The 22857-nt window shown below is 40.2% G+C and carries 23 protein-coding genes; 16 read left to right on the top strand and 7 right to left on the bottom strand.

Annotated elements, in window-relative coordinates; genetic code table 11:
- Nucleotides 1–81: 81 nt before the first annotated feature.
- The 3 genes from HMPREF2728_RS00585 to HMPREF2728_RS00575 form a co-directional block, all read right to left on the bottom strand.
- Nucleotides 82–507 (bottom strand): hypothetical protein, encoded by a 426-nt coding sequence (locus HMPREF2728_RS00585; protein WP_075226755.1) that lies wholly within the window; start codon nt 505–507, stop codon nt 82–84.
- A gap of 41 nt (nt 508–548) precedes the next feature.
- The gene (locus HMPREF2728_RS00580; RefSeq protein ID WP_075226754.1) at nt 549–2045 is read right to left on the bottom strand and encodes a gliding motility protein; all 1497 of its coding nucleotides are present in this window, start codon (nt 2043–2045) and stop codon (nt 549–551) included.
- Nucleotides 2046–2631: 586 nt separating this feature from the next.
- A complete protein-coding gene (locus HMPREF2728_RS00575) occupies nt 2632–3798 on the bottom strand; it encodes a CynX/NimT family MFS transporter (protein ID WP_075226753.1) in 1167 nt (388 codons plus the stop codon).
- Between the two features lie 249 nt (nt 3799–4047).
- On the opposite strand from HMPREF2728_RS00575, the gene HMPREF2728_RS00570 reads away from it, so the two are divergent.
- The 4 genes from HMPREF2728_RS00570 (at nt 4048) to HMPREF2728_RS00555 (ending at nt 8025) form a co-directional block, all read left to right on the top strand.
- A complete protein-coding gene (locus tag HMPREF2728_RS00570) occupies nt 4048–4848 on the top strand; it encodes a glycosyltransferase (RefSeq protein ID WP_398578136.1) in 801 nt (266 codons plus the stop codon).
- Nucleotides 4849–4918: 70 nt separating this feature from the next.
- A complete protein-coding gene (locus tag HMPREF2728_RS00565; protein WP_001035795.1) occupies nt 4919–6769 on the top strand; it encodes a polysaccharide biosynthesis protein in 1851 nt (616 codons plus the stop codon).
- A gap of 261 nt (nt 6770–7030) precedes the next feature.
- A complete protein-coding gene (locus HMPREF2728_RS00560) occupies nt 7031–7456 on the top strand; it encodes a DUF805 domain-containing protein (RefSeq protein WP_075226751.1) in 426 nt (141 codons plus the stop codon).
- Between the two features lie 152 nt (nt 7457–7608).
- Nucleotides 7609–8025: a DUF805 domain-containing protein gene (locus tag HMPREF2728_RS00555; protein WP_075226750.1), complete on the top strand. Its 417-nt coding sequence runs from the start codon at nt 7609–7611 to the stop codon at nt 8023–8025.
- An 87-nt stretch (nt 8026–8112) separates the two neighbouring features.
- Here the strand turns inward: HMPREF2728_RS00555 and HMPREF2728_RS00550 are convergent, their stop codons facing one another.
- Genes HMPREF2728_RS00550 through sdaAB form a run of 3 tightly spaced genes read right to left on the bottom strand, consistent with a single transcriptional unit; the run spans nt 8113 to nt 10330 of the window.
- Nucleotides 8113–8754, bottom strand: a complete 642-nt coding sequence (locus tag HMPREF2728_RS00550; RefSeq protein WP_075226749.1) for an HAD hydrolase-like protein — start codon at nt 8752–8754, stop codon at nt 8113–8115.
- Between the two features lie 23 nt (nt 8755–8777).
- Complete coding sequence (sdaAA, locus tag HMPREF2728_RS00545) at nt 8778–9650, bottom strand: L-serine ammonia-lyase, iron-sulfur-dependent, subunit alpha (protein WP_075226748.1); 873 nt, start codon at nt 9648–9650, stop codon at nt 8778–8780.
- An 8-nt stretch (nt 9651–9658) separates the two neighbouring features.
- Entirely contained in the window at nt 9659–10330 is a 672-nt protein-coding gene (gene sdaAB / locus HMPREF2728_RS00540) for an L-serine ammonia-lyase, iron-sulfur-dependent subunit beta (RefSeq protein ID WP_001191178.1), read from the bottom strand.
- 241 nt (nt 10331–10571) lie between these two features.
- On the opposite strand from sdaAB, the gene HMPREF2728_RS00535 reads away from it, so the two are divergent.
- The gene (locus tag HMPREF2728_RS00535) at nt 10572–11198 is read left to right on the top strand and encodes an aggregation-promoting factor (protein WP_075226747.1); all 627 of its coding nucleotides are present in this window, start codon (nt 10572–10574) and stop codon (nt 11196–11198) included.
- Between the two features lie 51 nt (nt 11199–11249).
- On the opposite strand, the gene HMPREF2728_RS00530 is transcribed toward HMPREF2728_RS00535, so the two are convergent.
- Nucleotides 11250–12113: a helix-turn-helix domain-containing protein gene (locus HMPREF2728_RS00530; protein WP_075226746.1), complete on the bottom strand. Its 864-nt coding sequence runs from the start codon at nt 12111–12113 to the stop codon at nt 11250–11252.
- Between the two features lie 562 nt (nt 12114–12675).
- On the opposite strand from HMPREF2728_RS00530, the gene HMPREF2728_RS10895 reads away from it, so the two are divergent.
- From HMPREF2728_RS10895 to HMPREF2728_RS00485, 11 genes are all read left to right on the top strand, one after another.
- Nucleotides 12676–12891 carry a hypothetical protein gene (locus HMPREF2728_RS10895; protein ID WP_070458855.1) on the top strand — a complete coding sequence of 72 codons (216 nt, stop codon included), beginning with the start codon at nt 12676–12678 and terminating at the stop codon, nt 12889–12891.
- 423 nt (nt 12892–13314) lie between these two features.
- Nucleotides 13315–14436 carry a tRNA 2-thiouridine(34) synthase MnmA gene (gene mnmA, locus HMPREF2728_RS00520; protein ID WP_075226745.1) on the top strand — a complete coding sequence of 374 codons (1122 nt, stop codon included), beginning with the start codon at nt 13315–13317 and terminating at the stop codon, nt 14434–14436.
- 19 nt (nt 14437–14455) lie between these two features.
- Entirely contained in the window at nt 14456–15067 is a 612-nt protein-coding gene (locus tag HMPREF2728_RS00515) for a MarC family protein (RefSeq protein WP_049526536.1), read from the top strand.
- Between the two features lie 147 nt (nt 15068–15214).
- Complete coding sequence (locus HMPREF2728_RS00510; RefSeq protein ID WP_075226744.1) at nt 15215–15670, top strand: NUDIX hydrolase; 456 nt, start codon at nt 15215–15217, stop codon at nt 15668–15670.
- 8 nt (nt 15671–15678) lie between these two features.
- On the top strand, nt 15679–16110 hold the full coding sequence (locus HMPREF2728_RS00505) for an NUDIX hydrolase (RefSeq protein WP_075226743.1): 432 nt from the start codon (nt 15679–15681) through the stop codon (nt 16108–16110).
- Entirely contained in the window at nt 16100–18016 is a 1917-nt protein-coding gene (gene mnmG, locus HMPREF2728_RS00500; protein ID WP_075226742.1) for a tRNA uridine-5-carboxymethylaminomethyl(34) synthesis enzyme MnmG, read from the top strand. Before HMPREF2728_RS00505 ends, mnmG begins: the two co-directional genes overlap by 11 nt.
- An 89-nt stretch (nt 18017–18105) precedes the next feature.
- On the top strand, nt 18106–18240 hold the full coding sequence (locus HMPREF2728_RS10890) for a hypothetical protein (RefSeq protein ID WP_261674094.1): 135 nt from the start codon (nt 18106–18108) through the stop codon (nt 18238–18240).
- A gap of 44 nt (nt 18241–18284) precedes the next feature.
- Complete coding sequence (locus HMPREF2728_RS00495; protein WP_075226741.1) at nt 18285–19838, top strand: damage-inducible protein CinA; 1554 nt, start codon at nt 18285–18287, stop codon at nt 19836–19838.
- A 119-nt stretch (nt 19839–19957) separates the two neighbouring features.
- Nucleotides 19958–22165: an anaerobic ribonucleoside-triphosphate reductase gene (gene nrdD / locus HMPREF2728_RS00490; RefSeq protein WP_075226740.1), complete on the top strand. Its 2208-nt coding sequence runs from the start codon at nt 19958–19960 to the stop codon at nt 22163–22165.
- 11 nt (nt 22166–22176) lie between these two features.
- Nucleotides 22177–22317, top strand: a complete 141-nt coding sequence (locus tag HMPREF2728_RS10470) for a hypothetical protein (protein ID WP_000521609.1) — start codon at nt 22177–22179, stop codon at nt 22315–22317.
- Nucleotides 22318–22354: 37 nt separating this feature from the next.
- On the top strand, nt 22355–22855 hold the full coding sequence (locus HMPREF2728_RS00485) for a GNAT family N-acetyltransferase (protein ID WP_075226739.1): 501 nt from the start codon (nt 22355–22357) through the stop codon (nt 22853–22855).
- Nucleotides 22856–22857: the final 2 nt, after the last annotated feature.

Here is a 22857-nt window from a genome sequence, read left to right as displayed (position 1 = left end):
TGTGTAAAATTTTTATATATAAAAATCTCCTAGTAAAAACTAGAAGATTGGAGGCTGTTTTGCATTACTTTGAGGCAATGCTTATCTGCAATCCTCATCATAAATGGGCGGAAGATAAAAATACTTGTCTTCAATCTTGATTCTAGCACAGAGGATGCCGTTTTGATAGACATATCCGTTAAATGGAGGATAGCTATCCAAGTTTTTTAGGATATTCTCAGGCAAAGAACTAAAATTGTAATCCCTCAGAGCCCCAGAACCAATCAATCTTTCAGTCCGATAAGCCTTGATTTCTTTTTCATATTTTTTGAGAAATTCTTCTCGTTTGCTTTCAAAGAGAGCCAAATCTCCGTCATCTAACTCGTAATAGCGTTCGTAACCAGCAATCCAAGAAATATAAACACACAGTAAAGATTTTTCTATCTCAGGAGAGTAGCCAATTGTAAAGTAATTTTCTTTGTCGACCTGCCGATTTTCTACTGTGATAGTCTGTATAAAGTTAGTCATGATAATCTCCGTTTCAAGAATGAACTAGAAAGGCTTCTCATTTAAAAATCTTTTAGCTCATCAAAGATTTCTATAAATTTTTCTTTGTCCATCCCTAAATCTTCAGGTAGTAAATCTAAGATCTCGACCAGGGCATCATAGATATCCTCTCTCTCGATTGTTTCAATAAAACAGTTACGCTTGTCCATTTTATTGAAACCTTGAGTATACTCTCTTATGAGGACTTCTATGTGTTTCATAGTATCCTCGTTGGGGTTTTCTAGAAGCTTTCTAACACTTGCTCTAGTCTTTCTATATAGAGAGACTGCTTTTTTTGCGTTTGCTGTTGAAATATTCTCTTGTCCATCCCATGAGCGAAACGGATTGTCTAGGTTTTGGGCTAGCCATTCAGCTTTTCTTGGTTTTGTTATCCAAAGGTTCAGTCCCTTGTCTTGCTGTTTTTTATAATATTTTTTGGCTACTTTAGCGGCCTCTTCTGGTAAGCTACTCATCCAAAACATGCTTAATCGAGGTAAATCTTCTGGTTTGGGAATATCCTCTGCAGTAAAGCCAAACAAATCAACAGTTGAAAAATTGACTAACTCTTTGAACTCTGATAATTTGTGGAAATTAAGAATATGACCAGGTTTCCCCCACAATCTCAATTCCCTAAGATTTGGATAGTTATTCAAGATATGTGCAAAGTCTATTTCAAGGATGTTAGAACAATGGATGGCTCCTAAATTTTTTAATTCCAGTATCTTAGGTAGAGAACGATCAAGTTGTAATCGTAAGCTGGCTCCATGGTCCTTTACAAGTATCTGACAATTGTCGCTCATGTCTCCTAATAAGACTAGCTCCTCCAAATCATCGTTCAGTCTAAGTTCCTCTACGCCTGTCAAATCAATGGAAAGCCGATGTATGGATGTCTTAGAAAAATCCAGTTTTGTTTGTCCATGATTTTCAAGAACTAGTTCTGTAATAAAAGGAGTTGACTGTAAATATTCATATAAATTTTTGTGCCATCTCGTTAATGCCAACTTAGATAAACAAGGAAAGACCTTTAATTCTAATGCGTCTTCAAAAGGCGTCCACTCGTCATTGATATTGTGTTTAGAGATACGGCACTCATTTCCTGCAAATGAAACTTTTTCCTTGCTTTTATCTGCTTTCTTAAATAAATCTCTTTTTTCTTTTGGTATTTCTTGCCATTTCAGTTGCCTATAAATATCGTAACCATTTCCCCAAAACATAGCATATGTGTTTGTGCTTTCGGTTGTTAATGGTGTTGTATTACCAATAAAAATATAATGTGACGGTACATGAATATCAACATTACTCAGATGTAAGTCTCTTTCCCAGTACATAAAATCTATATAGAGTGGCTTCAAAGAAGCTAGCTCTTCTTCCGTAAGAGGTTCTTCTCCTGACCAGTCTAATGACAGTAGGACAGCCTGCGGCTTTTTCTCTCCCTCTTCTATCTTGGTTATCTGACAAGCTATGTATTTTTTTAGGTGGAAATTGTAAACACAATAGACGTCCCCTGCTTTTGCTAGCATATAAATTTCTCCTTAAATGTTACTACATTTTCAATAGTCTTTTTAGACTTTTAAACAAATACTTGTTTGTAATTGAGTTAAAACAAGTAAAGTTCTTTAAGGTTTTATTTTAGATAGATTTCTGGTTTCTCAATGACTGAGCCGTCCTTCAATTTTGGGAATTGAAGGATTTTATGATGCAAAAGGTTAACCTCCTTGGAAGGTTTGATTGTTAGATATTCTAGCTTTATCAGATTAATGATTGAAGTTGCATCCTTACTTTTTAGGATACCAGTAAAAAAGTTGAAATAGCGTAACTATGGTATATCATTTAAAAAGTTAGAGGAATCTACATGGATGTTTTTAGGGGAAAAACAATCCCCTTCAATTGAGAGAGTTTCGACTTCTTTGAGAGATAAATTGTATAGTTGTTTCCATCATGGTCTTCTTTATCAAATTTAAACGATAAATCTTCCTAGGTATATTATAGCATGTTTTAGCTTAACGAAAGTCTTGTGAGGAGGCCTTTCAAACCTTTTTAAAAGAAAAAAGCCAGACAGATGTCTAGCTTGAAAAGTGAGTTTATTGTAGTAAATTCTAAAATTTTTTAGAGGATTTTATCCGCTCGATCCACCATAAAGAGGGCGATTGTCATGATAATATCAATTACTAGAAGAATCAGTACCGCTGGAACCCAAGACTGGAACATGTTAAAACTGTAACCAAAGAGAGTTGGTCCAAAGGCCGCTAGAATGTAACCACCGGTCTGGGCAAGTCCAGATAATTGGGCTGTCTTTTCAGGAGAGCTGGTTTTGATGGAGAAGCAAACCATGAGATAAGGGAAAAGAGCGCTACAGGCAGTACCAATCAAGAGATGGGCAACCAACCAATACAAGAAACTGTTGCTCGGGTATAGAAGCATGGCAATTCCTAACATACCAGCCAGAGAAATGATTGTTAACATGATTTGACGGTGACGATTGGACAAGCGCGTCGTTAAACTTGGAATGGTCATGGAGAAGGGAATGCTAATTAGTGAAAAGATAGAAGCCAGAAGTCCGGCATCCGTATGAGCTAGCCCTGCACTGATGGCCATGGTTGGGAGCCAGGTCATGCTGGTATAGAAGAGTAGGGACTGAAGTCCACCGAAGACAATAATAGCCCAAACTTGCTTGCTTTTTAGGATATTCTCTTTTTCTTTTTTCTCTTCATGCCCTTCTAGAAAATGATTGTGGCCATGGTTGGGGAACCAGACCAATAAGGTTAGCAGGCAGACCATGGACAGGCAGAGAATCAGCCCCTTCCAAGATGTTGCCTGAGTAATGGGTACAGAGAGGTAGGAAGCTAGTGCTGTCGCGATTCCCATAGTCGTAACATAAACCGTTGTCAGGAAGCTAATCTTTTGTGGGTAGTTTGCCTGAATCATACTAGGAAGAAGTACGTTAAAAATAGCGACACTTGCTCCGATGAGTAAGGTTCCCAGATAGAGAAGGGGAAGATTGAAGATACGAATCGCTGAACCCACAGTCAAGACGAGGAGGCTGTAGGTGAAAAGATGCTCAAGTCCAATTTTTTGAGCCAAACGTGTCGCAAAAGAGGAGAAAAGGGCAAACATCAAGAGAGGAAGGCTGGTCAAAACCCCAAGCGAGCTGACCTCAACTCCTAAACCTTGAGCAATATCTCCCAAAACAGTTGGTAAGGCCGTAAAAGGAGCTCTTAAGACCGCTCCGATTAAGATAATTCCTAGAATAAAAAAGAGTGATCGTTTTTTCATGTGAACCTCAATAAACTGATTTTGATAACAGCTTATTTTAAGGCTTTTTCCAATAGATGTCAAGATGGTGCGAGAAAATCCGCTCCTTAGTTGCGCGAAATCATGGGGAAAAAAGAAGGATAGATTTACTAGTTTTTTTCTGGGATTCAAATAAAAATAGGAAAGTCTGGGAATTTGTGATAAAATAGTGAAAGAAAATATATACATTGGAGAAAAACTGTGTCTGAAAATAGGAAATTTAGCGTCTTGATGTCAGTCTATATCAAAGAAAATCCTGTCTTTTTAGAAGAGGCTGTAAAAAGTATCTTACATCAAACGCTCAAACCCAGTGAAGTGGTTATCGTTGAAGATGGTCCACTGACACCTGAACTATATCAAGTTTTGGAAAAATTGGAAGCACAGTCAAGCATTCCAATCAAACGCTGTCCACTGGAGCAAAACCGTGGGTTGGGCTTGGCGCTACAGTATGGTGTTTTACAGTGTCAGTATGATGTCATTGCCCGTATGGATACGGATGATATTGCTGTTGAAGATCGTTTTGAACAACAGTTTGACTTGATGGAAAAGGAAAACTTGGACTTGCTGGGTGGTCATATCGCAGAATTTATCGACCAACCTGACGAGATTGTGTCTTACCGTCGTGTACCAATTAAGCATGAGGATATCATTGCTTACCAACGTATGAGAAGTGCCTTTAATCACATGACTGTTATGTTCAAAAAAGAGATGGTTCTCAAGGCGGGTAACTACGAAGATGGGCTTTATATGGAAGATGATCTTCTCTGGCTTAATATGATTAGTGCTGGTGCTCGGACTGGGAATGTGGATCAGATTCTTTGTAAGGTACGCGTGGGAGCAGGGATGTTTGAACGCCGTGGTGGCCTTCGCTATCTCAAACTCTATCGCCAAGCACGTCAAAGAATGCACGCGCGTGGTCAGATTTCTTATGGCGAATATCTGAAAAGTGTTTTAATCCAAGTTGTCGTTGCCCTATGTCCAGGCTTTGTCCGACAGTTCATATTTTTAAAACTATTGAGAAAAAGCAAATAACTAATCGGTTTTAGAAAAATATCTTGTAATTACTAGAAAATGTGATTTTGTGTAGGAGGATACCATTCACATGAATAAAAAAATGACAGATTATGTAATTGATCTAGTTGAAGTATTAAATAAACAACAGAAACAAGTCTTTTGGGGGATTTTTGATGCTGCCAGTATGATTTCCTCAATCATTGTTTCTTATATCCTGTTTTATGGATTGATCAATCCAGCTCCTGTGGACTATGTCATCTATACAAGCTTGACCTTCCTTTTCTATCAAATCATGATTGGATTCTGGGGGCTCAATGCTAGCATTAGTCGTTATAGCAAAATCACAGACTTTATGAAGATATTCATTGGAGTAAGTGTCAGCAGTGTCTTGTCTTATCTCCTTTGCTATGCCTTCTTGCCACTATTCTCTGTGCGTTTCATCGTTCTCTTTATCTTGCTCAGCACCTTCTTGATCTTGCTCCCACGTATTACTTGGCAGTTGATCTATTCAAGACGCAAAAAGGGTGATGGAGAAGGGGAACATCGTCGTACCTTCTTGATTGGTGCGGGAGACGGTGGAGCTCTCTTTATGAACAGCTACCAACATCCTACGAGTGATCTTGAGTTAGTGGGTATTTTGGATAATGATGAAAAGAAAAAAGGTCAAAAACTAGGTGGAATCCCAGTCTTAGGATCTTATGAACAGTTGCCAGAACTCTCTAAACGTCATCAGATTGAAAAAGTTATCGTTGCGATTCCTTCTCTCGATCCATCAGAGTATGAGCGTATCCTAAAAATGTGTAACCAACTTGGCTTGAAGTGTTATAAGATGCCCAAGATTGAGTCAGTTGTACAAGGATTGCATCCTCAGGTAGGTGGTTTCCAAAAAATCGATATTACGGACCTTTTGGGACGTAAAGAAATTCAACTAGATGAGTCACGCCTAGGCTCAGAAATTACTGGAAAAACGATCTTGGTGACAGGTGCAGGAGGTTCTATCGGGTCTGAAATTTGCCGTCAGGTTAGTCGTTTTAATCCAGAGCGCGTGGTTCTCTTGGGTCATGGGGAAAACTCCATTTATCTGATCTATCATGAATTGATTCGTAGCTTCCAAGGAATTGACTATGTTCCTGTGATTGCAGACATCCAAGACTACGATCGCTTGCTTCAAGTATTTGAGCAGTACCAACCAGCCATTGTTTACCACGCTGCTGCCCATAAGCACGTGCCAATGATGGAACGTAATCCAAAAGAAGCCTTTAAAAATAATATCCTCGGAACTTACAATGTTGCCAAGGCAGTTGACGCCGCTAAGGTACCGAAGATGGTTATGATTTCGACCGATAAGGCCGTTAATCCACCAAACGTAATGGGAGCTACCAAACGTGTGGCAGAGTTGATTGTTACAGGATTCAACCAACGTAGTCAATCTACCTATTGTGCGGTTCGTTTTGGGAATGTTCTTGGTAGCCGTGGTAGTGTGATTCCAGTATTTGAGCGTCAGATTGCAGAGGGTGGTCCAGTGACTGTGACAGACTTCCGTATGACTCGTTACTTTATGACCATTCCAGAAGCTAGCCGTTTGGTGATCCATGCAGGAGCTTATGCTAAAGATGGGGAAGTCTTTATCCTTGATATGGGCAAACCAGTTAAGATTTATGATTTGGCCAAGAAAATGGTTCTTCTTAGTGGACGTACTGAAAATGAAATTCCGATTGTAGAAGTGGGGATTCGTCCAGGTGAGAAACTCTATGAGGAGTTGTTGGTATCTACTGAATTAGTTGATAATCAAGTCATGGATAAGATTTTTGTTGGTAAGGTTAATGTCATGCCACTTGAAGTTATCAATCAAAAGATTGAAGAATTCCGTGCCTTGCAAGGTTCAGAGTTGAAGCAAGCTATTATCGGTTTTGCTAACGAAACAACTCACATTCATTAAAAAAGAAAAAGGTATGATTCCTAGCTTCATGTTAGAGGTAAGTGGAATCATACCTTTTATTGATAACTGCTACTCCTTTACCAATTTTTGAACAAACTTGTCATTGTTGAACATTTATGGTAAACTAAATTTATACTATTTGAAAATCAAAGTAAATGAGGTCTGCATCGTTTGACTGTACTTAGATATGGTTTATAACGAACTTTCTAATTTGCTCTTTCATTTTCATTTCGTATGAATTAAAAAAATAGGGAGTAACTTATGATTAACGCATATAAGAATTTCTTTAAAGGTTATTTAGATTTTACAGGCCGTTCAACACGCTCAGAGTATTGGTGGATTTGGTTAACAAATATGATCCTCCTTGTCCCTTTTTACTCAGCATATTTTAAGGTGCTCGCAAATCCAAGAAATGAGGCTGCTCTAGTGGCCTTGGGTGGAATTGCTATTATCTACATGATTTTCGGGCTAGCCCTAATATTACCTATGTTAGCTTTGACAGTTCGTCGTCTACGTGATGCTGGTTTCCACTGGGCTCTAATCTTTATCATTTTTATTCCTATGGTTGGACCTCTTGCTCTTTTAGTTTTGTTAGCCATGCCATCGAAACAAGTAGAAGTAGTAACCATCAATGAAACTGAAGAAGTTGTAGAAGTTTCACCATTCGAAGAATCAGACAAAAACTAAGAAGTTTAGGTTTTACAAGTGAAACTGTTTTAGAGTTTTCTTTATATTGTTAAGCAACTATCTAACACTCCCATATCTAAAAATAGATTTGGGAGTGTTTTAGAACAATGAGGCTGCTTTATAGTATACAGTTGTTAAAAAGGAGAAATATCTTGTTTAGGGCTTATATAAATTTTTTAAAAGGTTATGTAGATTTTGTAGGACGCTCAACACGTCCAGAATATTGGTGGGTTTGGCTGATGAATCATATCTTGTTCCTACCCCTGTATATCCTTATCTTCAATAAAGAGATAAACCAAGGTCCTGCTCTGAACTTTACTTTAGTTATAGTGGTTGTCAGTATTTATGCCATTTTGGCTCTACTCCTTTTGTTGCCTACTTTAGCGTTAAAGATTCGCCGTTTGCGTGATGGAGGTTTCCACTGGGCCTTTATCTTCCTTCACTTTGTTCCAATGGTCGGACGTTTTGCTCTATTAGTTCTGCTAGCTATGCCAAGTAAGGAAGTAGAAATAGTAACAATCAATAGACCTAAAGAAGTTGAAAGCGAAGAAGCTACCCCCTTTGAATAATTGGATGAATACGGGGAATGTCATTCTCCTCATTAAAGATCAGACAAAAAGCTCCCAAACCTAACTTTTAGGCTGGGAGTCTTTTGTTTAACGTTTTAATTGTAGATGGTGTAAAATGTCTGTTGGGTGGTGAGCAATCCAGTCAGGATTATAGCCCATGAGGTCTCTCTCCTCACCAAATCCCCAGGTTACCGCTAGTTTTTTAATGCCAGTTTCTTGGGCACCAATCATATCAAACTTGGTATCTCCGATAATAACAACCGTTTCGGACGCTAGATGATGAGTTTCCAGAGCCTGACGAATAACATCTGCCTTGTGTAGGGCCTGAGGGCTTGAACCATAAATGCCATCAAAAAAGTGGTCAATCCCAAAATTGCTAGTCATGTCAACTGCGGTTGGTGTATTCTTCGTAGTAGTGATATAAAGAGGATAATGTTCAGCTAGTTCTACGAGTAAATCTTTGATATGTGGAAAGAGTTGGGCTTCGTACACACCTTTTTCCTTATAATAAGAACGATAGAGCTGGATTGCTTCCTCTATCTGCTCAGCCGGCAAACAACTAGCAAAGCTGGTTTCTAGTGGGGGTCCCATAAAACCTCGAATGGTTTTTGCACCAGGACTAGAAACTCCAAGTTGGTCAAAGGTATAGGTGAAACCATTGTGAATTCCGATAGAACTATCCACAAGTGTTCCATCTAAATCGAAAAAAATAGCGGAAATTGATGACATATACTCTCCTAGTTATTTTGAAATTATTCGCCGAAGATTTCTTTTTGAAGGCGACGACCTGTAGGTGTGGCAGCGAGCCCCCCTTCAGCAGTTTCACGAAAGGCAGTTGGGAGGCTAGATCCTACTTGATACATGGCGTCAATGACCTCATCAACTGGAATTTTTGATTCGATACCAGCCAGAGCCATATCGGCTGCGATGAAGGCGAAGCTTGCTCCCATGGCATTCCGCTTGACACAAGGAACTTCAACCAAACCTGCAACGGGGTCACAGATTAGGCCGAGCATATTTTTGATAACGAAGGCGATAGCCTGGCTCGCTTGATAAGGCGTTCCGCCTGCAGCTAGAGTTAGGGCAGCGGCACTCATGGCTGAAGCTGAACCGACTTCGGCCTGGCAGCCACCTTCGGCTCCCGAGATAGAAGCGTTGTTAGCAATCACGAGTCCAAAAGCACCTGCAGCGAATAAGAAGTCTAGTTGTTGTTCATGAGTTAAATCCAACTTTTCAATAGCAGCAGTGAGAACTGCGGGAAGACAACCTGCGCTACCTGCGGTCGGTGTCGCACAAACAAGACCCATCTTGGCATTGTGCTCATTAACGGCAATGGCGTTACGGGCGGCAGACAAGACAGTGATGTCTGATAGGGTCTTTCCTTTTTTGATGTAGTGGTCAAGCTTGGCAGCATCTCCACCTGTTAAGCCACTACGAGATTTCTTCTCGCTAAGTCCGAGTTCTACAGAAGCCTTCATGACTTCAAGGTTGCGCTCCATGAGAAGGATGACTTCTTCGCGCTCGCGTCCAGTCAATTCAAACTCAGTCCTAATCATGAGTTCAGCAACATTGCTTTGAAAATCAAGTTCGGCTTGTTTGACTAATTCTTTGATAGAGTAAAACATATTTTCTCCTATTGAAAGAAATTGACATTGTGCAGATGAGGAATTTTGCGAATTTCTTCGATAGATTCATCACAGTTGCGACTATCAACTTCGATAATCATAATGGCTTTCTCGCCAGCTTTTTCGCGAGTTACATTCATCTGAGCGATATTGATGTCAAAGCGAGAGAGGGCCTCTGTTACGTGAGCAATCATACCTGGAACATCCTGATGAACGATGATGATGGTAGGAGTGTTCATGTTGAGGGATACCGCAAAACCATTGAGCTCTGTCACTTGGATATTACCACCTCCGATTGAAATTCCTGTTACACTGATGGTCTTGTGCTCATTCTTAACAGTGATTTTCGTAGTGTTTGGGTGAGGGGCATTACTGTCTTTCTGGATAGTCCAGACTATTTTGATGCCACGCTTGTGGGCGATTTCTAAACTATTTGGAATTTCTGGATCATCTGTGTCCATTCCCAGAATTCCAGCGACAAGGGCTAGGTCAGTTCCGTGTCCTCGATAGGTTTTTGCAAAAGAATTAAAAAGCTGGAACTCAACCTCGGTTGGAGTATCGTCAAAGATAGAAGAGACGATTTTACCGATACGAACAGCTCCTGCCGTGTGACTACTAGATGGGCCAATCATGACTGGTCCAATGATATCAAAGACAGATTGAAAACGAAGTGATTGCATCTGTTTCCCCTTAAAAAGATTCTTAACTCTATTATATCAAAGATTAGATGCAAGCGCTCAATTCCATGATAAAATATCTAAAATCCCCATAAAGCCTCTAAAATCAAGCCTTTTGTAACAAAAAGAGGCTAATTAAGTGAAATAAAACATCGTCTTGTAACATTTCTACATAAAACCGTCAAGAAACAGTAATAATAGTAGGGTATGATGGAAATATAAGAAAGAAGGAGAATCTTTTAATATGAAATCAACAACTAACAAAATTAAAACAGGACTTGTAGGAGTAGCAGCAGCGCTTGCTTTCCTTGCACCATCACTTGCTTTTGCACAAGAAACAACAACTTACACAGTAAAATCAGGTGACACTCTATCAGGAATCGCTGAAAAATACAATACAACTGTTGAAAAATTGGCAGAAAAAAATAAGATTAAAGATATTCATTTGATCTATGTAGACCAAGTATTGGTTATTGATGGTGAAGCACCAGCAACTTCAACTACTTCAGCTGCGACAGCAGAAGCTCCAGTAGCAGCACCTGTAGCTTCTGAAGCAACAACTTATGAAGCGCCAGCAGCAAGTGTAACTGTTGCAGAAGAAACCGTTGCTACAACAGAAACTTCAGCATCAACTTCAACCGTCAGCGGATCTGAAGCAGAAGCTAAAGAATGGATCGCTCAAAAAGAATCAGGCGGTAGCTACACAGCTACAAACGGACGTTACATCGGACGTTACCAATTGACAGATTCATACTTGAACGGTGACTACTCAGCGGAAAACCAAGAACGTGTAGCAGATGCTTACGTTGCAGGACGTTACGGTTCATGGGCAGCTGCTAAGAACTTCTGGCTTAACAACGGTTGGTACTAAGAACTAACTAGCAGAATAAGATGCAAAAGTCGAGGGATTTCCTCGACTTTTTTATATTTCCTTTGCTTGATAACAGGTCTCTACTTCCTTTCTGAGGTGAGATAGCATTGAGGTTTCATCAGTTAACTCCAGAAGGGAGAAGCCCTTTTGAATCAGATGATCATTACTAGTACAAATACCTATTCGAACATGGGCAATAGCCAAAATATCGTATCTTTTCTTTTTCTTAGCATCCTCTAGTAAGGTGTAGCAGATTTGTTGACAGGTATTTTTATCTTGATTGTACAAGTAAATGGTGGACAGATTGAGTAGGATTGCCATTCGTAATTCATATAAATGCCGATAGTTTTTATATTCTTCCAAGCGCTGCAAGATTTGTTCAGTGATCAGATGGAGGTGTTCAATGGGAAAGCTGAAAAGGATGGTATTGAGGATTTTTAGGTCACTTTCATACCATGTATCTTGTTTTTCAATTTTTTCCCAAAGCTTTTTGACCGTTTGTTCCACTTGGATTGAAAGCTGTCCTGTTCCATGTTGACGGATATAAATAACAACTTCCAGCATATCTCTGATTTCCTCTATAGGGAGATCGTGATGGACCTTGAGATAGTCTTGGCATGTTTCAAATAAGTTGACTAGACTACTGGTACCAAAGATGGAACTCGTATTGAGATAGGTTTGCATGATTTCTGTCCGCTGGCTCGGTTTATAGAGATGGCAGATGTATTCAAACTCTTCAAAACTCATATTGATTTGACGGAGAAGAAACTCCATGTTTTCATATTTGGGAGTTGCCTTGCCACTTTCAAACTTGGAAAGGCTGGTTCTTGAAAGGACATTTCCACAGACCTCTTCTTGTGTCAATCCTTTTGACTCACGTATTTCTTTATATACTTTCCCGAAATCATAGCGCATGATTTCCTCCTTTTCGTGAAAAAAGTTAACAATAAATAGAATTCTATTAAACATATTGTATCATAAGAATATAGAAAACAAAGTGGATATCATGAGAAGAAAATAAGAAAGGCGATTTTTCCCATAGTAGGTAGAATCTAAAAAATAAATTATGACTCATTTAAAATTTTATATCAAATCCGTTCTTTGTTCATTGGTATTTTTTATCCTTTTAATTCTTTTTATTAAAAATATATATTACCCTGCTCTAAAGATAACTATTGAAGTTATTCTGACGTTTTCGATAGGTAGTCTTTGTTATGCCATTTTTTGTAAAACAAATCGTGCTGCTTTTCTGCCAATTTCGGTTGTTTTATTTTTGTTGACTCTCTATTTGCTGGGTGTATAGTGTTTTAGTAGGAACTTTGTCAGTTTGCATTTTTCTCTTGGAGAAATTATAACGATTGAAATTTTAGTGGCATTAAGTGTAGTAAATTTGCTGTCAAGATTTTTTTAAAAAAAGAGAAGTCAATAGATTTGCTAGTGGATTATTAAAATGAAAGGTAAAATTGGGATATTTAAAATGAAACATTTTTTTGCAGGAATTGGTGAAGGTCATTTTTTGTTATTTTTATTATATCTAAGCATGTCTACTAGTCCAATTATTGGACTAGTGATTGGACATACTAAAATAAATCTAATAAATTCTATTATTATAGCTCTTAGTACGATATGGGCATTAATTTTGGTATTATCAAGAGTGTATAGAAAATATTTTTATAGAGACGATGATGACTAAAGTTTTTATCAATAAAACCAGAGGTTGGTAGATTATCAGCCTCTTTCTTGTCTTCTCCAACCAAGCATGTTATAATGAAAACTGCTCAAACGACCTTCAATCGTGAAGCACACACGACCTTCAATCGTGAACTAGTCATTTCGTTTATCTTTTATTACGTCGTTAACTCGAAATGAGATGCAAGCTGAGCTTGTCTGATTTATAACCTCAATCAGTCTCCCAGACTGATTGAGCGAACTCAAGTTATGCCTGCGACTCGTTGCCTATCATATTTTCATTTTAAGATGATAGGCTAAAATGGTCTCCCAGACCATTTTACTACTAAAAGCAAACGAAATGACTATACTCAAAGAAATTCTGTTGAAAGTCATAGTAAATAGAATTTTGAGGGGTATAAATAAACGAATAGATGGGAGAACTACCATGAGTGATAACTCTAAAACACGTGTTGTCGTGGGGATGAGTGGTGGTGTTGATTCGTCGGTGACGGCTCTTTTGCTCAAAGAGCAGGGTTACGATGTGATCGGTATCTTCATGAAGAACTGGGATGACACAGATGAAAACGGCGTCTGTACGGCGACCGAAGATTACAAGGATGTGGCTGCGGTGGCAGACCAGATTGGCATTCCTTACTACTCTGTCAATTTTGAAAAAGAGTACTGGGACCGCGTTTTTGAGTATTTCCTAGCGGAATACAGAGCAGGACGCACGCCAAATCCAGACGTTATGTGTAACAAGGAAATCAAGTTTAAGGCCTTTTTGGACTATGCCATGACCTTGGGAGCAGACTATGTAGCGACTGGGCACTATGCCCGTGTGGCGCGTGATGAGGATGGCATCGTTCACATGCTTCGTGGCGTGGACAATGGCAAGGATCAGACCTATTTCCTCAGCCAACTTTCACAAGAACAACTCCAAAAGACTATGTTCCCTTTGGGACATTTGGAAAAACCTGAAGTTCGCAGACTAGCAGAAGAAGCAGGCCTTGCAACTGCTAAGAAGAAAGACTCAACAGGGATTTGCTTTATCGGAGAAAAGAACTTTAAAGAATTTCTCAGCAACTACTTACCAGCTCAGCCTGGTCGAATGATGACTGTGGATGGTCGCGATATGGGTGAGCATGCTGGTCTGATGTACTATACGATCGGTCAGCGTGGTGGGCTGGGTATCGGTGGGCAACACGGTGGTGACAATGCACCTTGGTTTGTTGTCGGCAAAGATTTGAGCCAGAACATTCTCTATGTAGGCCAAGGATTCTACCATGACTCGCTTATGTCAACTAGCTTAGAAGCCAGTCAAGTCCACTTTACTCGTGAGATGCCAGAGGAGTTTACGCTAGAATGTACGGCTAAATTCCGCTACCGTCAGCCTGATTCTAAGGTGACCGTCCATGTCAAAGGAGATAAGGCTGAAGTCATCTTTGCAGAACCTCAGCGCGCCATTACACCAGGACAAGCCGTTGTTTTCTATGATGGTCAGGAATGTTTGGGCGGCGGTATTATTGACCAAGCGTATAAAGACGGAAAAGTTTGTCAGTATGTCTAACTGGAGTTAAGTAAAAATGATGAGTTCTCAATTTTTTTATGCATTTATGGCATTTTTCGCTATAATGAACCCAATTTCAAATCTTCCTGCTTACATGGCTTTAGTAGCAGATGATAGTCAAAAAATTTCACGAAAAATTGCTTTTAGGAGTCTTTTGATTGCCTTTGTTATTGTAACTGTTTTTATCTTTTCAGGAGATTTCATTTTTAAAGTATTTGGAATTACAATTGTTTCTTTCAGAATTGCTGGTGGAATATTAGTGGCCGTTATCGGTTATCATATGATTAATGGTAATCATTCACCCAGCTATAAAGGAATGGAGCAGCAAGCAGTAAATTCAGATCCAATGTCTATTGCTATTTCTCCTCTTGCAATGCCACTTTTTGCAGGACCAGGTACAATTACAACTGCTTTAAGTCTGGCTAATGGAGGTTTGCAGAATCAACTGATGACCGTAGTTGCTTTTGCTCTACTATGTGTCATCACTTATCTCCTGTTAAGAAGTGCAAAACAAATTGCAGGCTTCTTGGGAGAAAATTTGATGAAAATTATAACAAAAATGATGGGACTTTTACTATTCTCGATAGGAATACAGATGATTATCGTCAGTGTGCAGACCTTGCTCAAATAGTGATTTGCATTGACAAAACGATTTGATTTGATAAAATAACTTTAACAATAGTCATGATGGTCAAAGCTCATGGATATTGCAGGCTTTTTGTTCTGCACTTCTTACGAGTTTTGACTGTTTTTGTGTCGTTTAAAGGAAAGGGCAAAAATGACTCAACAAGACTTTCGGACAAAGGTGGGAAACACTGTTTTTGGTGTTCGGGCTACAGCCTTGATTGTCCAAAATCACAAGCTTCTAGTTACCAAAGATAAGGACAAGTATTACACTATTGGTGGTGCGATTCAAGTCAATGAGAGAACGGAAGATGCGGTAGTCCGTGAAGTGAGGGAAGAACTGGGTGTCAAAGCTCAAGCTGGACAACTAGCTTTCGTGGTTGAAAATCGTTTTGAAGAAGACGACGTTAATTACCACAATATCGAGTTTCATTATTTGGTGAACTTGCTTGAGGATGCCCCATTGACCATGCAGGAAGATGAGAAAACACAACCCTGCGCGTGGATTGACTTGGATCAGCTCCAGAATATTCAGCTAGTTCCGGCATTTTTAAAAACCGCCTTACCAGATTGGGACGGGCAACTAAGACACATTCATCTTGAGGAATAGGAGAGAAAATGATGGTTAAGCTTATTGCCCATGTGCTTGTTCATAGTGGTGGTGATTATTTGCTCATTCAGCGTTCGGAAATTAAAAGAGGACAACCCAACGTTTATCCAACTTACTGGGATATTCCTGGTGGTGGGGTTGAAAAGGGAGAACTTCCACGAGATGGAGCTCTTAGAGAATGTGTTGAAGAAGCGGGAGTTAGGCTAGACAGCGGTTCGCTCAAACTTCTTCACGAAGATAGTCAACTGGATACCTCTAAGAATACTGTCTTTACTCGCTTAGTTTATAAAGCAGAGTGGGTTGGGGAGAAGCCAATTATCAGATTGGATCCTGAAGAGCATACGCACTTTAAATGGGTTACTATGGCTCAAGCTCTAGAGGAGGAGAAGATAGTTCCTTATTTGCGAGAAATTTTTGAAAGGTTAAGAAATGACTTATAATTTTATAGAAGATTACGATATTATAGTTATCGGTGCGGGACACGCTGGGGTGGAGGCATCTCTAGCTGCCAGCCGTATGGGCTGCAAGGTCTTGCTTGCGACCATCAACATTGAAATGTTGGCTTTCATGCCATGTAATCCCTCTATCGGTGGTTCTGCCAAGGGAATTGTTGTGCGTGAAGTCGACGCCCTCGGTGGAGAAATGGCTAAGACCATTGACAAGACTTACATCCAGATGAAGATGCTTAACACTGGGAAAGGTCCAGCAGTTCGAGCTCTTCGTGCGCAGGCTGACAAGGAGCTTTACTCTAAGGAAATGCGCAAAACGGTTGAAAATCAAGAAAATCTAACCCTTCGTCAGACCATGATTGATGAGATTTTAGTTGAAGACGGCAAAGTTGTCGGTGTGCGTACAGCGACCCATCAAGAGTATGCTGCCAAGGCTGTTATTGTGACCACAGGGACAGCCCTCCGTGGGGAAATCATCATCGGAGACCTCAAGTACTCGTCAGGTCCTAACCACAGCCTAGCTTCTATTAACCTTGCTGACAATCTCAAGGAACTTGGACTTGAAATCGGTCGTTTCAAGACAGGGACGCCTCCACGTGTCAAGGCTTCCTCTATCAACTACGATGTGACAGAGATTCAGCCAGGAGACGAAGCGCCTAATCACTTCTCATATACTTCACGTGACGAAGATTATGTCAAGGACCAAGTTCCATGCTGGTTGACCTACACAAATGGTACTAGTCATGAGATTATCCAAAACAACCTCCACCGTGCGCCTATGTTTACAGGTGTGGTCAAGGGAGTGGGGCCTCGTTACTGTCCATCGATTGAGGATAAAATTGTGCGTTTTGCGGACAAGGAACGCCACCAACTCTTCCTTGAACCAGAAGGGCGTAATACAGAAGAAGTATATGTCCAAGGTCTCTCAACCAGCCTTCCTGAGGATGTGCAACGTGACTTGGTACATTCCATCAAAGGTTTGGAAAATGCAGAGATGATGCGAACTGGTTATGCTATCGAGTACGACATGGTCTTGCCTCATCAATTGCGTGCAACTCTGGAAACCAAGAAAATCTCAGGACTTTTCACAGCTGGTCAAACAAATGGTACATCAGGATATGAAGAAGCTGCTGGTCAAGGGATTATTGCTGGTATCAATGCGGCTCTGAAAATCCAAGGCAAGCCTGAATTGATTTTGAAACGAAGCGATGGTTATATCGGGGTGATGATTGACGACTTGGTAACAAAGGGTACCATTGAACCCTACCGTCTCTTGACCAGTCGTGCTGAGTACCGTCTCATCCTCCGTCATGACAATGCGGATATGCGTTTAACTGAGATGGGGCGCGAGATTGGGCTTGTTGACGATGAACGCTGGGCTCGCTTTGAAATCAAGAAAAATCAATTTGACAATGAGATGAAGCGCCTAGACAGCATCAAACTCAAGCCGGTCAAGGAAACTAACGCCAAGGTCGAAGCGATGGGATTCAAACCATTGACTGATGCAGTCACTGCCAAGGAGTTCCTCCGTCGTCCAGAAGTCTCTTACCAAGATGTGGTTGCCTTCATCGGACCTGCTGCTGAAGAATTGGATGACAAAATTATCGAATTGATTGAAACGGAAATCAAGTACGAAGGATACATCTCAAAAGCCATGGATCAGGTTGCTAAGATGAAACGCATGGAAGAAAAACGGATTCCAGCCAACATCGACTGGGATGATATTGACTCCATTGCGACAGAGGCTCGCCAGAAGTTCAAACTCATTAATCCAGAAACCATCGGTCAAGCCAGCCGTATTTCTGGAGTTAACCCAGCAGATATCTCCATTCTGATGGTGTATCTGGAAGGTAAAAATCGAAGTATTTCAAAAAATTTAGAAAAAAAGGCTGACTAAAGACAAAGTGCTGAATTCTCTTTTGGGAATTCAGCTTTTTTGATAGAATCGTCCTCTATTTTCGAATAAAGAGAAAAGGAGGAATGATTATGCTGACGGTAGAAGAAAAAATTTTTTTAGACCACTATAAAAATGCTTCCTATCATCGTTTTTATGAGATTGAGCGCTTCACTAGTCTCTGTCAAAAGTTAGACAAATGGCCACCACAGGCTGACAAGTTCTAGACTTTTTGATATACTAGAACAAATTAAAACATAGGAGAGAATGAATGAACGTATATGGCAGATTAGAAGAGGAACCAACTCCATCTTGGACGGGAATTCAGGATGATTTAGTTGGGAGAGAGGAGCGCTTCGAGGATGAACCAAGTTCATTTGCTCCCTTACCATTATTTAAGATCCTAATCTGGAGCACTCTAGTTGTACTTGTATCTGTAGTTCTTCCTTTTTTGCTAGGACTAACTAGCCCAGAGCAGGCACAAGATTTTTATATGGGATGGGCGATGCACCAGGGTGGAGATATATACACAGACTATTTTGGAACGAGTGGTCTTCTCTATTACTTTTTACAGTATCTAAGCAAGGGTAGTATTTTGTTTGCAGCCTTTACTTGGCTTGCTCTAGTGGGTGCTGGGATTTTTCTTTTCCGTTCAACTTATACATTGACGGAGGAGAACAAGCAGTCGCAACAAGTATTGACTATCTTTTATCTTCTTGCTGGAGGACTTAGCTTTGGCGGTGGTTATGCCACCATTTTGGCCCTTCCATTCCTGTTTTACGCTCTCAGTTTAGTAACAAGGTATTTGGTAGAGTATAATCATGACAAAGGTTTCGTGCGTATTGGGATTAGCCTGGCTCTAGCATTTTTCTTTGCCCCTCTAGTCACGGCTCTATATGCTCTGGTCTTGTTCTTTGCTTTGTTAGCCTTTAATATCGGGCGTGGTCGCTTGATTCATGGACTCTATCAATTCTTTGCAGCTGGTCTTGGGTTCTCACTTTTCTTTTATCCAATTGGTTACTATACGGCTTATAATGGGAGTTTCGGGAATGCTATTAGTCAAATTCTCTATCCAGTAGATAGTTTGAAGTTTATGTCCAATCCGTCCTTACTGGACAACCTCCTTTTTTATGGATTGTTAACAATTGGTCTTGGAGGATTAAGATTCGTATTTACAGGGCTTTTCCAGTCTAAGCCAAGCAAGCAATATGTCTTATCTATTTTTGCTTCAGTAGCTATCTTATTGTTACTAGGATTGGAAATTTTCTCTACAGAACCGATTTACGGTAGTCGTCTAGCTACTTTTCTTCCGTTCTTGTCCATTCTTCTATTGACTCACATTCGAACTGGGGAATTAGAAGGAGCCAATCGCCGTAGAAGACATCGAGAAGTACCCTCAATATGGGCAATATTTCTTCAGGGTAATGTCTATTTGCCCGTGTTAGCTTTAGCCTACCTATTTTTGGCTCCTCTGGTCGCCCGTTATGTTCTTCACTCAGAACAATATCAAGAACGAACTCGTATAGAAACTACGGTTAAAGGACAAACACAGGTAACTGATCGTATTTATATATGGGATGATCTTACTAATGGTTATAAGATTAGTGAACGTTTAGCAGCTAGTCAGTTGCTATCACCAAAATTATATACTGGCCTTGATGCAAATCGTAGCAAACTTGTCAATGATTTACGTGATAATCAGCCTAAAGTGATTGTGGTCAATACCAAAACAGCTCTCTGGACGGAAGTAGAACAGCTTCTAGCAGAAAGTTATCAACCAGTTCAAAGTGAATTCAAAGACTTTAAACTGTACAAATTAAAATAAAAATTATCAATATCTTGTGTGATTTTTTAAAAAAATTATTTTTTTACACAAGATATTGATTTTTATTTTTATAGTGATATAATACTTTAAGAAAGAAAATTTAAGAAAAGAGCCTGGATATGATTGTATTGGAAGAGAAAACAAACCCTGATCCAACCTTATTCGTCGAAAAGCGTGACGGTAGACGCGTCATTTTTGATGTAGATAAGATTGACAAAGCCTTGCACAAGGCTGCGGAAAAAGTCATGGATGTAACCCCCTTGGTCGAAAAGCGTCTTAATACTCTAGTTGAACGTATTGTAGAAGAGATTCATAGTCGCTTTCCTCAAGGTGTAAAAATCTATGAAATCCAAAATATCGTAGAACATGAGTTATTGGAAGCTAAAGAATATGCCTTGGCAGAGGAATATATCACTTACCGAACTCAAAGGGATTTTGAGCGCTCAAAAGCAACAGATATCAACTTCAGTATCCATAAACTTCTCAACAAAGACCAGGCAGTTGTCAATGAGAATGCTAATAAAGATAGTGATGTTTTTAATACCCAGCGTGATTTGACGGCAGGAATTGTTGGAAAATCAATCGGTCTTCAAATGCTTCCTAAGCATGTGGCTAATGCCCACCAAAAAGGGGATATCCACTATCACGATTTGGACTATAGCCCTTACACCCCGATGACCAACTGCTGTCTGATTGATTTCAAGGGCATGTTGGAAAATGGTTTTAAGATTGGGAATGCTGAAGTAGAGAGTCCTAAGTCTATTCAGACTGCGACTGCTCAGATATCGCAAATCATCGCCAACGTTGCATCAAGTCAGTATGGAGGCTGTTCAGCAGACCGTATTGATGAAGTCTTGGCTCCTTATGCAGAAAAAAATTACCAAAAACACCTCAAAGATGCAGAGGAATGGGTTCTACCTGATAAACGCGAAGAATACGCCTGGAAGAAAACCCAAAAAGACATCTATGATGCCATGCAATCATTGGAGTATGAAATCAATACCCTCTTCACTTCAAATGGGCAAACACCCTTTACTTCCCTTGGTTTCGGTCTAGGAACCAGTCGTTTTGAACGCGAAATTCAAAAGGCAATTTTAAACATTCGTATCAAGGGGCTTGGTTCAGAACATCGTACAGCTATCTTCCCTAAATTGATCTTTACTCTTAAAAGAGGACTTAATCTGGAGGAAGGTTCACCTAACTACGATATCAAGCAGTTAGCACTTGAATGCGCAACTAAACGCATGTATCCAGATGTTTTGTCTTACGATAAGATTATCGAATTGACAGGCTCCTTCAAGGTTCCGATGGGATGCCGTTCTTTCCTCCAAGGTTGGAAGGATGAAAATGGAGTAGAAGTCAATTCTGGTCGTATGAACCTAGGTGTGGTAACGGTCAATCTTCCTCGTATCGCCCTCGAGTCTGAAGGCGACCTGAACAAGTTCTGGGAAATCTTCAATGAGCGGATGAATATCGCAGAAGATGCACTGGTCTATCGTGTAGAGCGGACCAAGGAAGCCACTCCAGCTAATGCGCCTATCCTTTATCAATACGGTGCTTTTGGCCGCCGCCTTGGTAAGGAAGAAAGTGTTGACGAGCTCTTTAAGAATCGCCGTGCTACTGTTTCGCTTGGCTACATTGGACTTTATGAAGTAGCGACAGTCTTCTTTGGCAACAATTGGGAAACCAATCCAGAAGCTAAAGAATTCACCCTTGATATCATTCGAGATATGAAACATCGAGTAGAAGAGTGGTCAGACCAATACGGTTACCACTTCTCAATCTACTCAACACCATCTGAAAGTTTAACAGACCGCTTCTGTCGCCTGGATACAGAGAAATTCGGTTCTATTCCAGATATAACGGATAAAGAGTACTACACAAATTCCTTCCATTATGATGTCCGTAAAAATCCAACTCCTTTTGAAAAATTGGATTTCGAGAAGGTTTATCCAGAAGCGGGAGCATCAGGTGGCTTTATCCACTACTGTGAGTATCCTGTTCTTCAACAAAATCCAAAGGCCTTGGAAGCTGTTTGGGACTATGCTTATGATCGTGTAGGTTATCTAGGGACTAATACTCCGATTGATCGTTGCTACAAGTGTGATTTCGAAGGAGATTTTGATCCAACCGAGAGAGGTTTTGCCTGCCCTAACTGTGGCAATAGTGATCCTAAAACAGTAGATGTTGTTAAACGGACCTGTGGCTATCTTGGAAATCCGCAAGCGCGTCCGATGGTTAATGGACGCCACAAGGAAATTGCTGCGCGTGTCAAACATATGAACGGTTCAACTATTAAAACAGCAGGACATGAAGTAAGAAATTAGAAAGAGATAGAATGGGAAAATATCAATTAGACGATAAGGGCAAGGCCTTGGTTCAACGGTTCCACGAGAAACATTCAAAAGGTGGAGGCAATAAAAAAGACCGAGTGGCTAGCCTGAGAGAGCAATTTTTAAATAAGAATAAGAAAAAGTGAGAGTCCGCTCTCGCTTTTCTCTTAGTTGGAGGTAAAGATGATATTACGCAGACCAAGATTGGCAGATAAAGAGACAGTTTTAGAGATGATGTCAGAGTTTGAGCAGACTCAATCAGCCCACGACGGTGGCTTTTGGGATGCTGAGGGTTTTTCTTACGAGAATTGGCTAGAAACTAACCTTAATAAAGAAATGGGAATAAACTTGCCTGAAAATCGCGTTCCATCAATTCAGTTCGTATTGTTTGATGAATCAGGTCATGCTTTAGGTTTTTTAAATTTACGATTGAGACTAAATGAGGGACTGCTGAATTATGCAGGGAATATAGGATATTCTATTCGCCCATCTGAAAGAGGTAAAGGTTATGCTAAGGAAGCTCTCCGTCAGGGCTTGCAAATTGCCAAGGAAAAGAACATCCATCGTGCTCTGGTGACTTGTAGCACGGAAAATCCTGCCAGCCGAGCTGTTATCTTAGCTAATGGTGGAGAGTTGGAGGATGTTCGAAATGGAACGGAGCGCTACTGGATAGAGTTGGAGTAGAA

The organism is Streptococcus sp. HMSC061D10 (genome assembly GCF_001808865.1).
Lineage (GTDB): Bacteria > Bacillota > Bacilli > Lactobacillales > Streptococcaceae > Streptococcus.
Note: the sequence above shows the minus strand (reverse complement) of the source record. Positions and strands in the feature narration are given on the sequence as shown.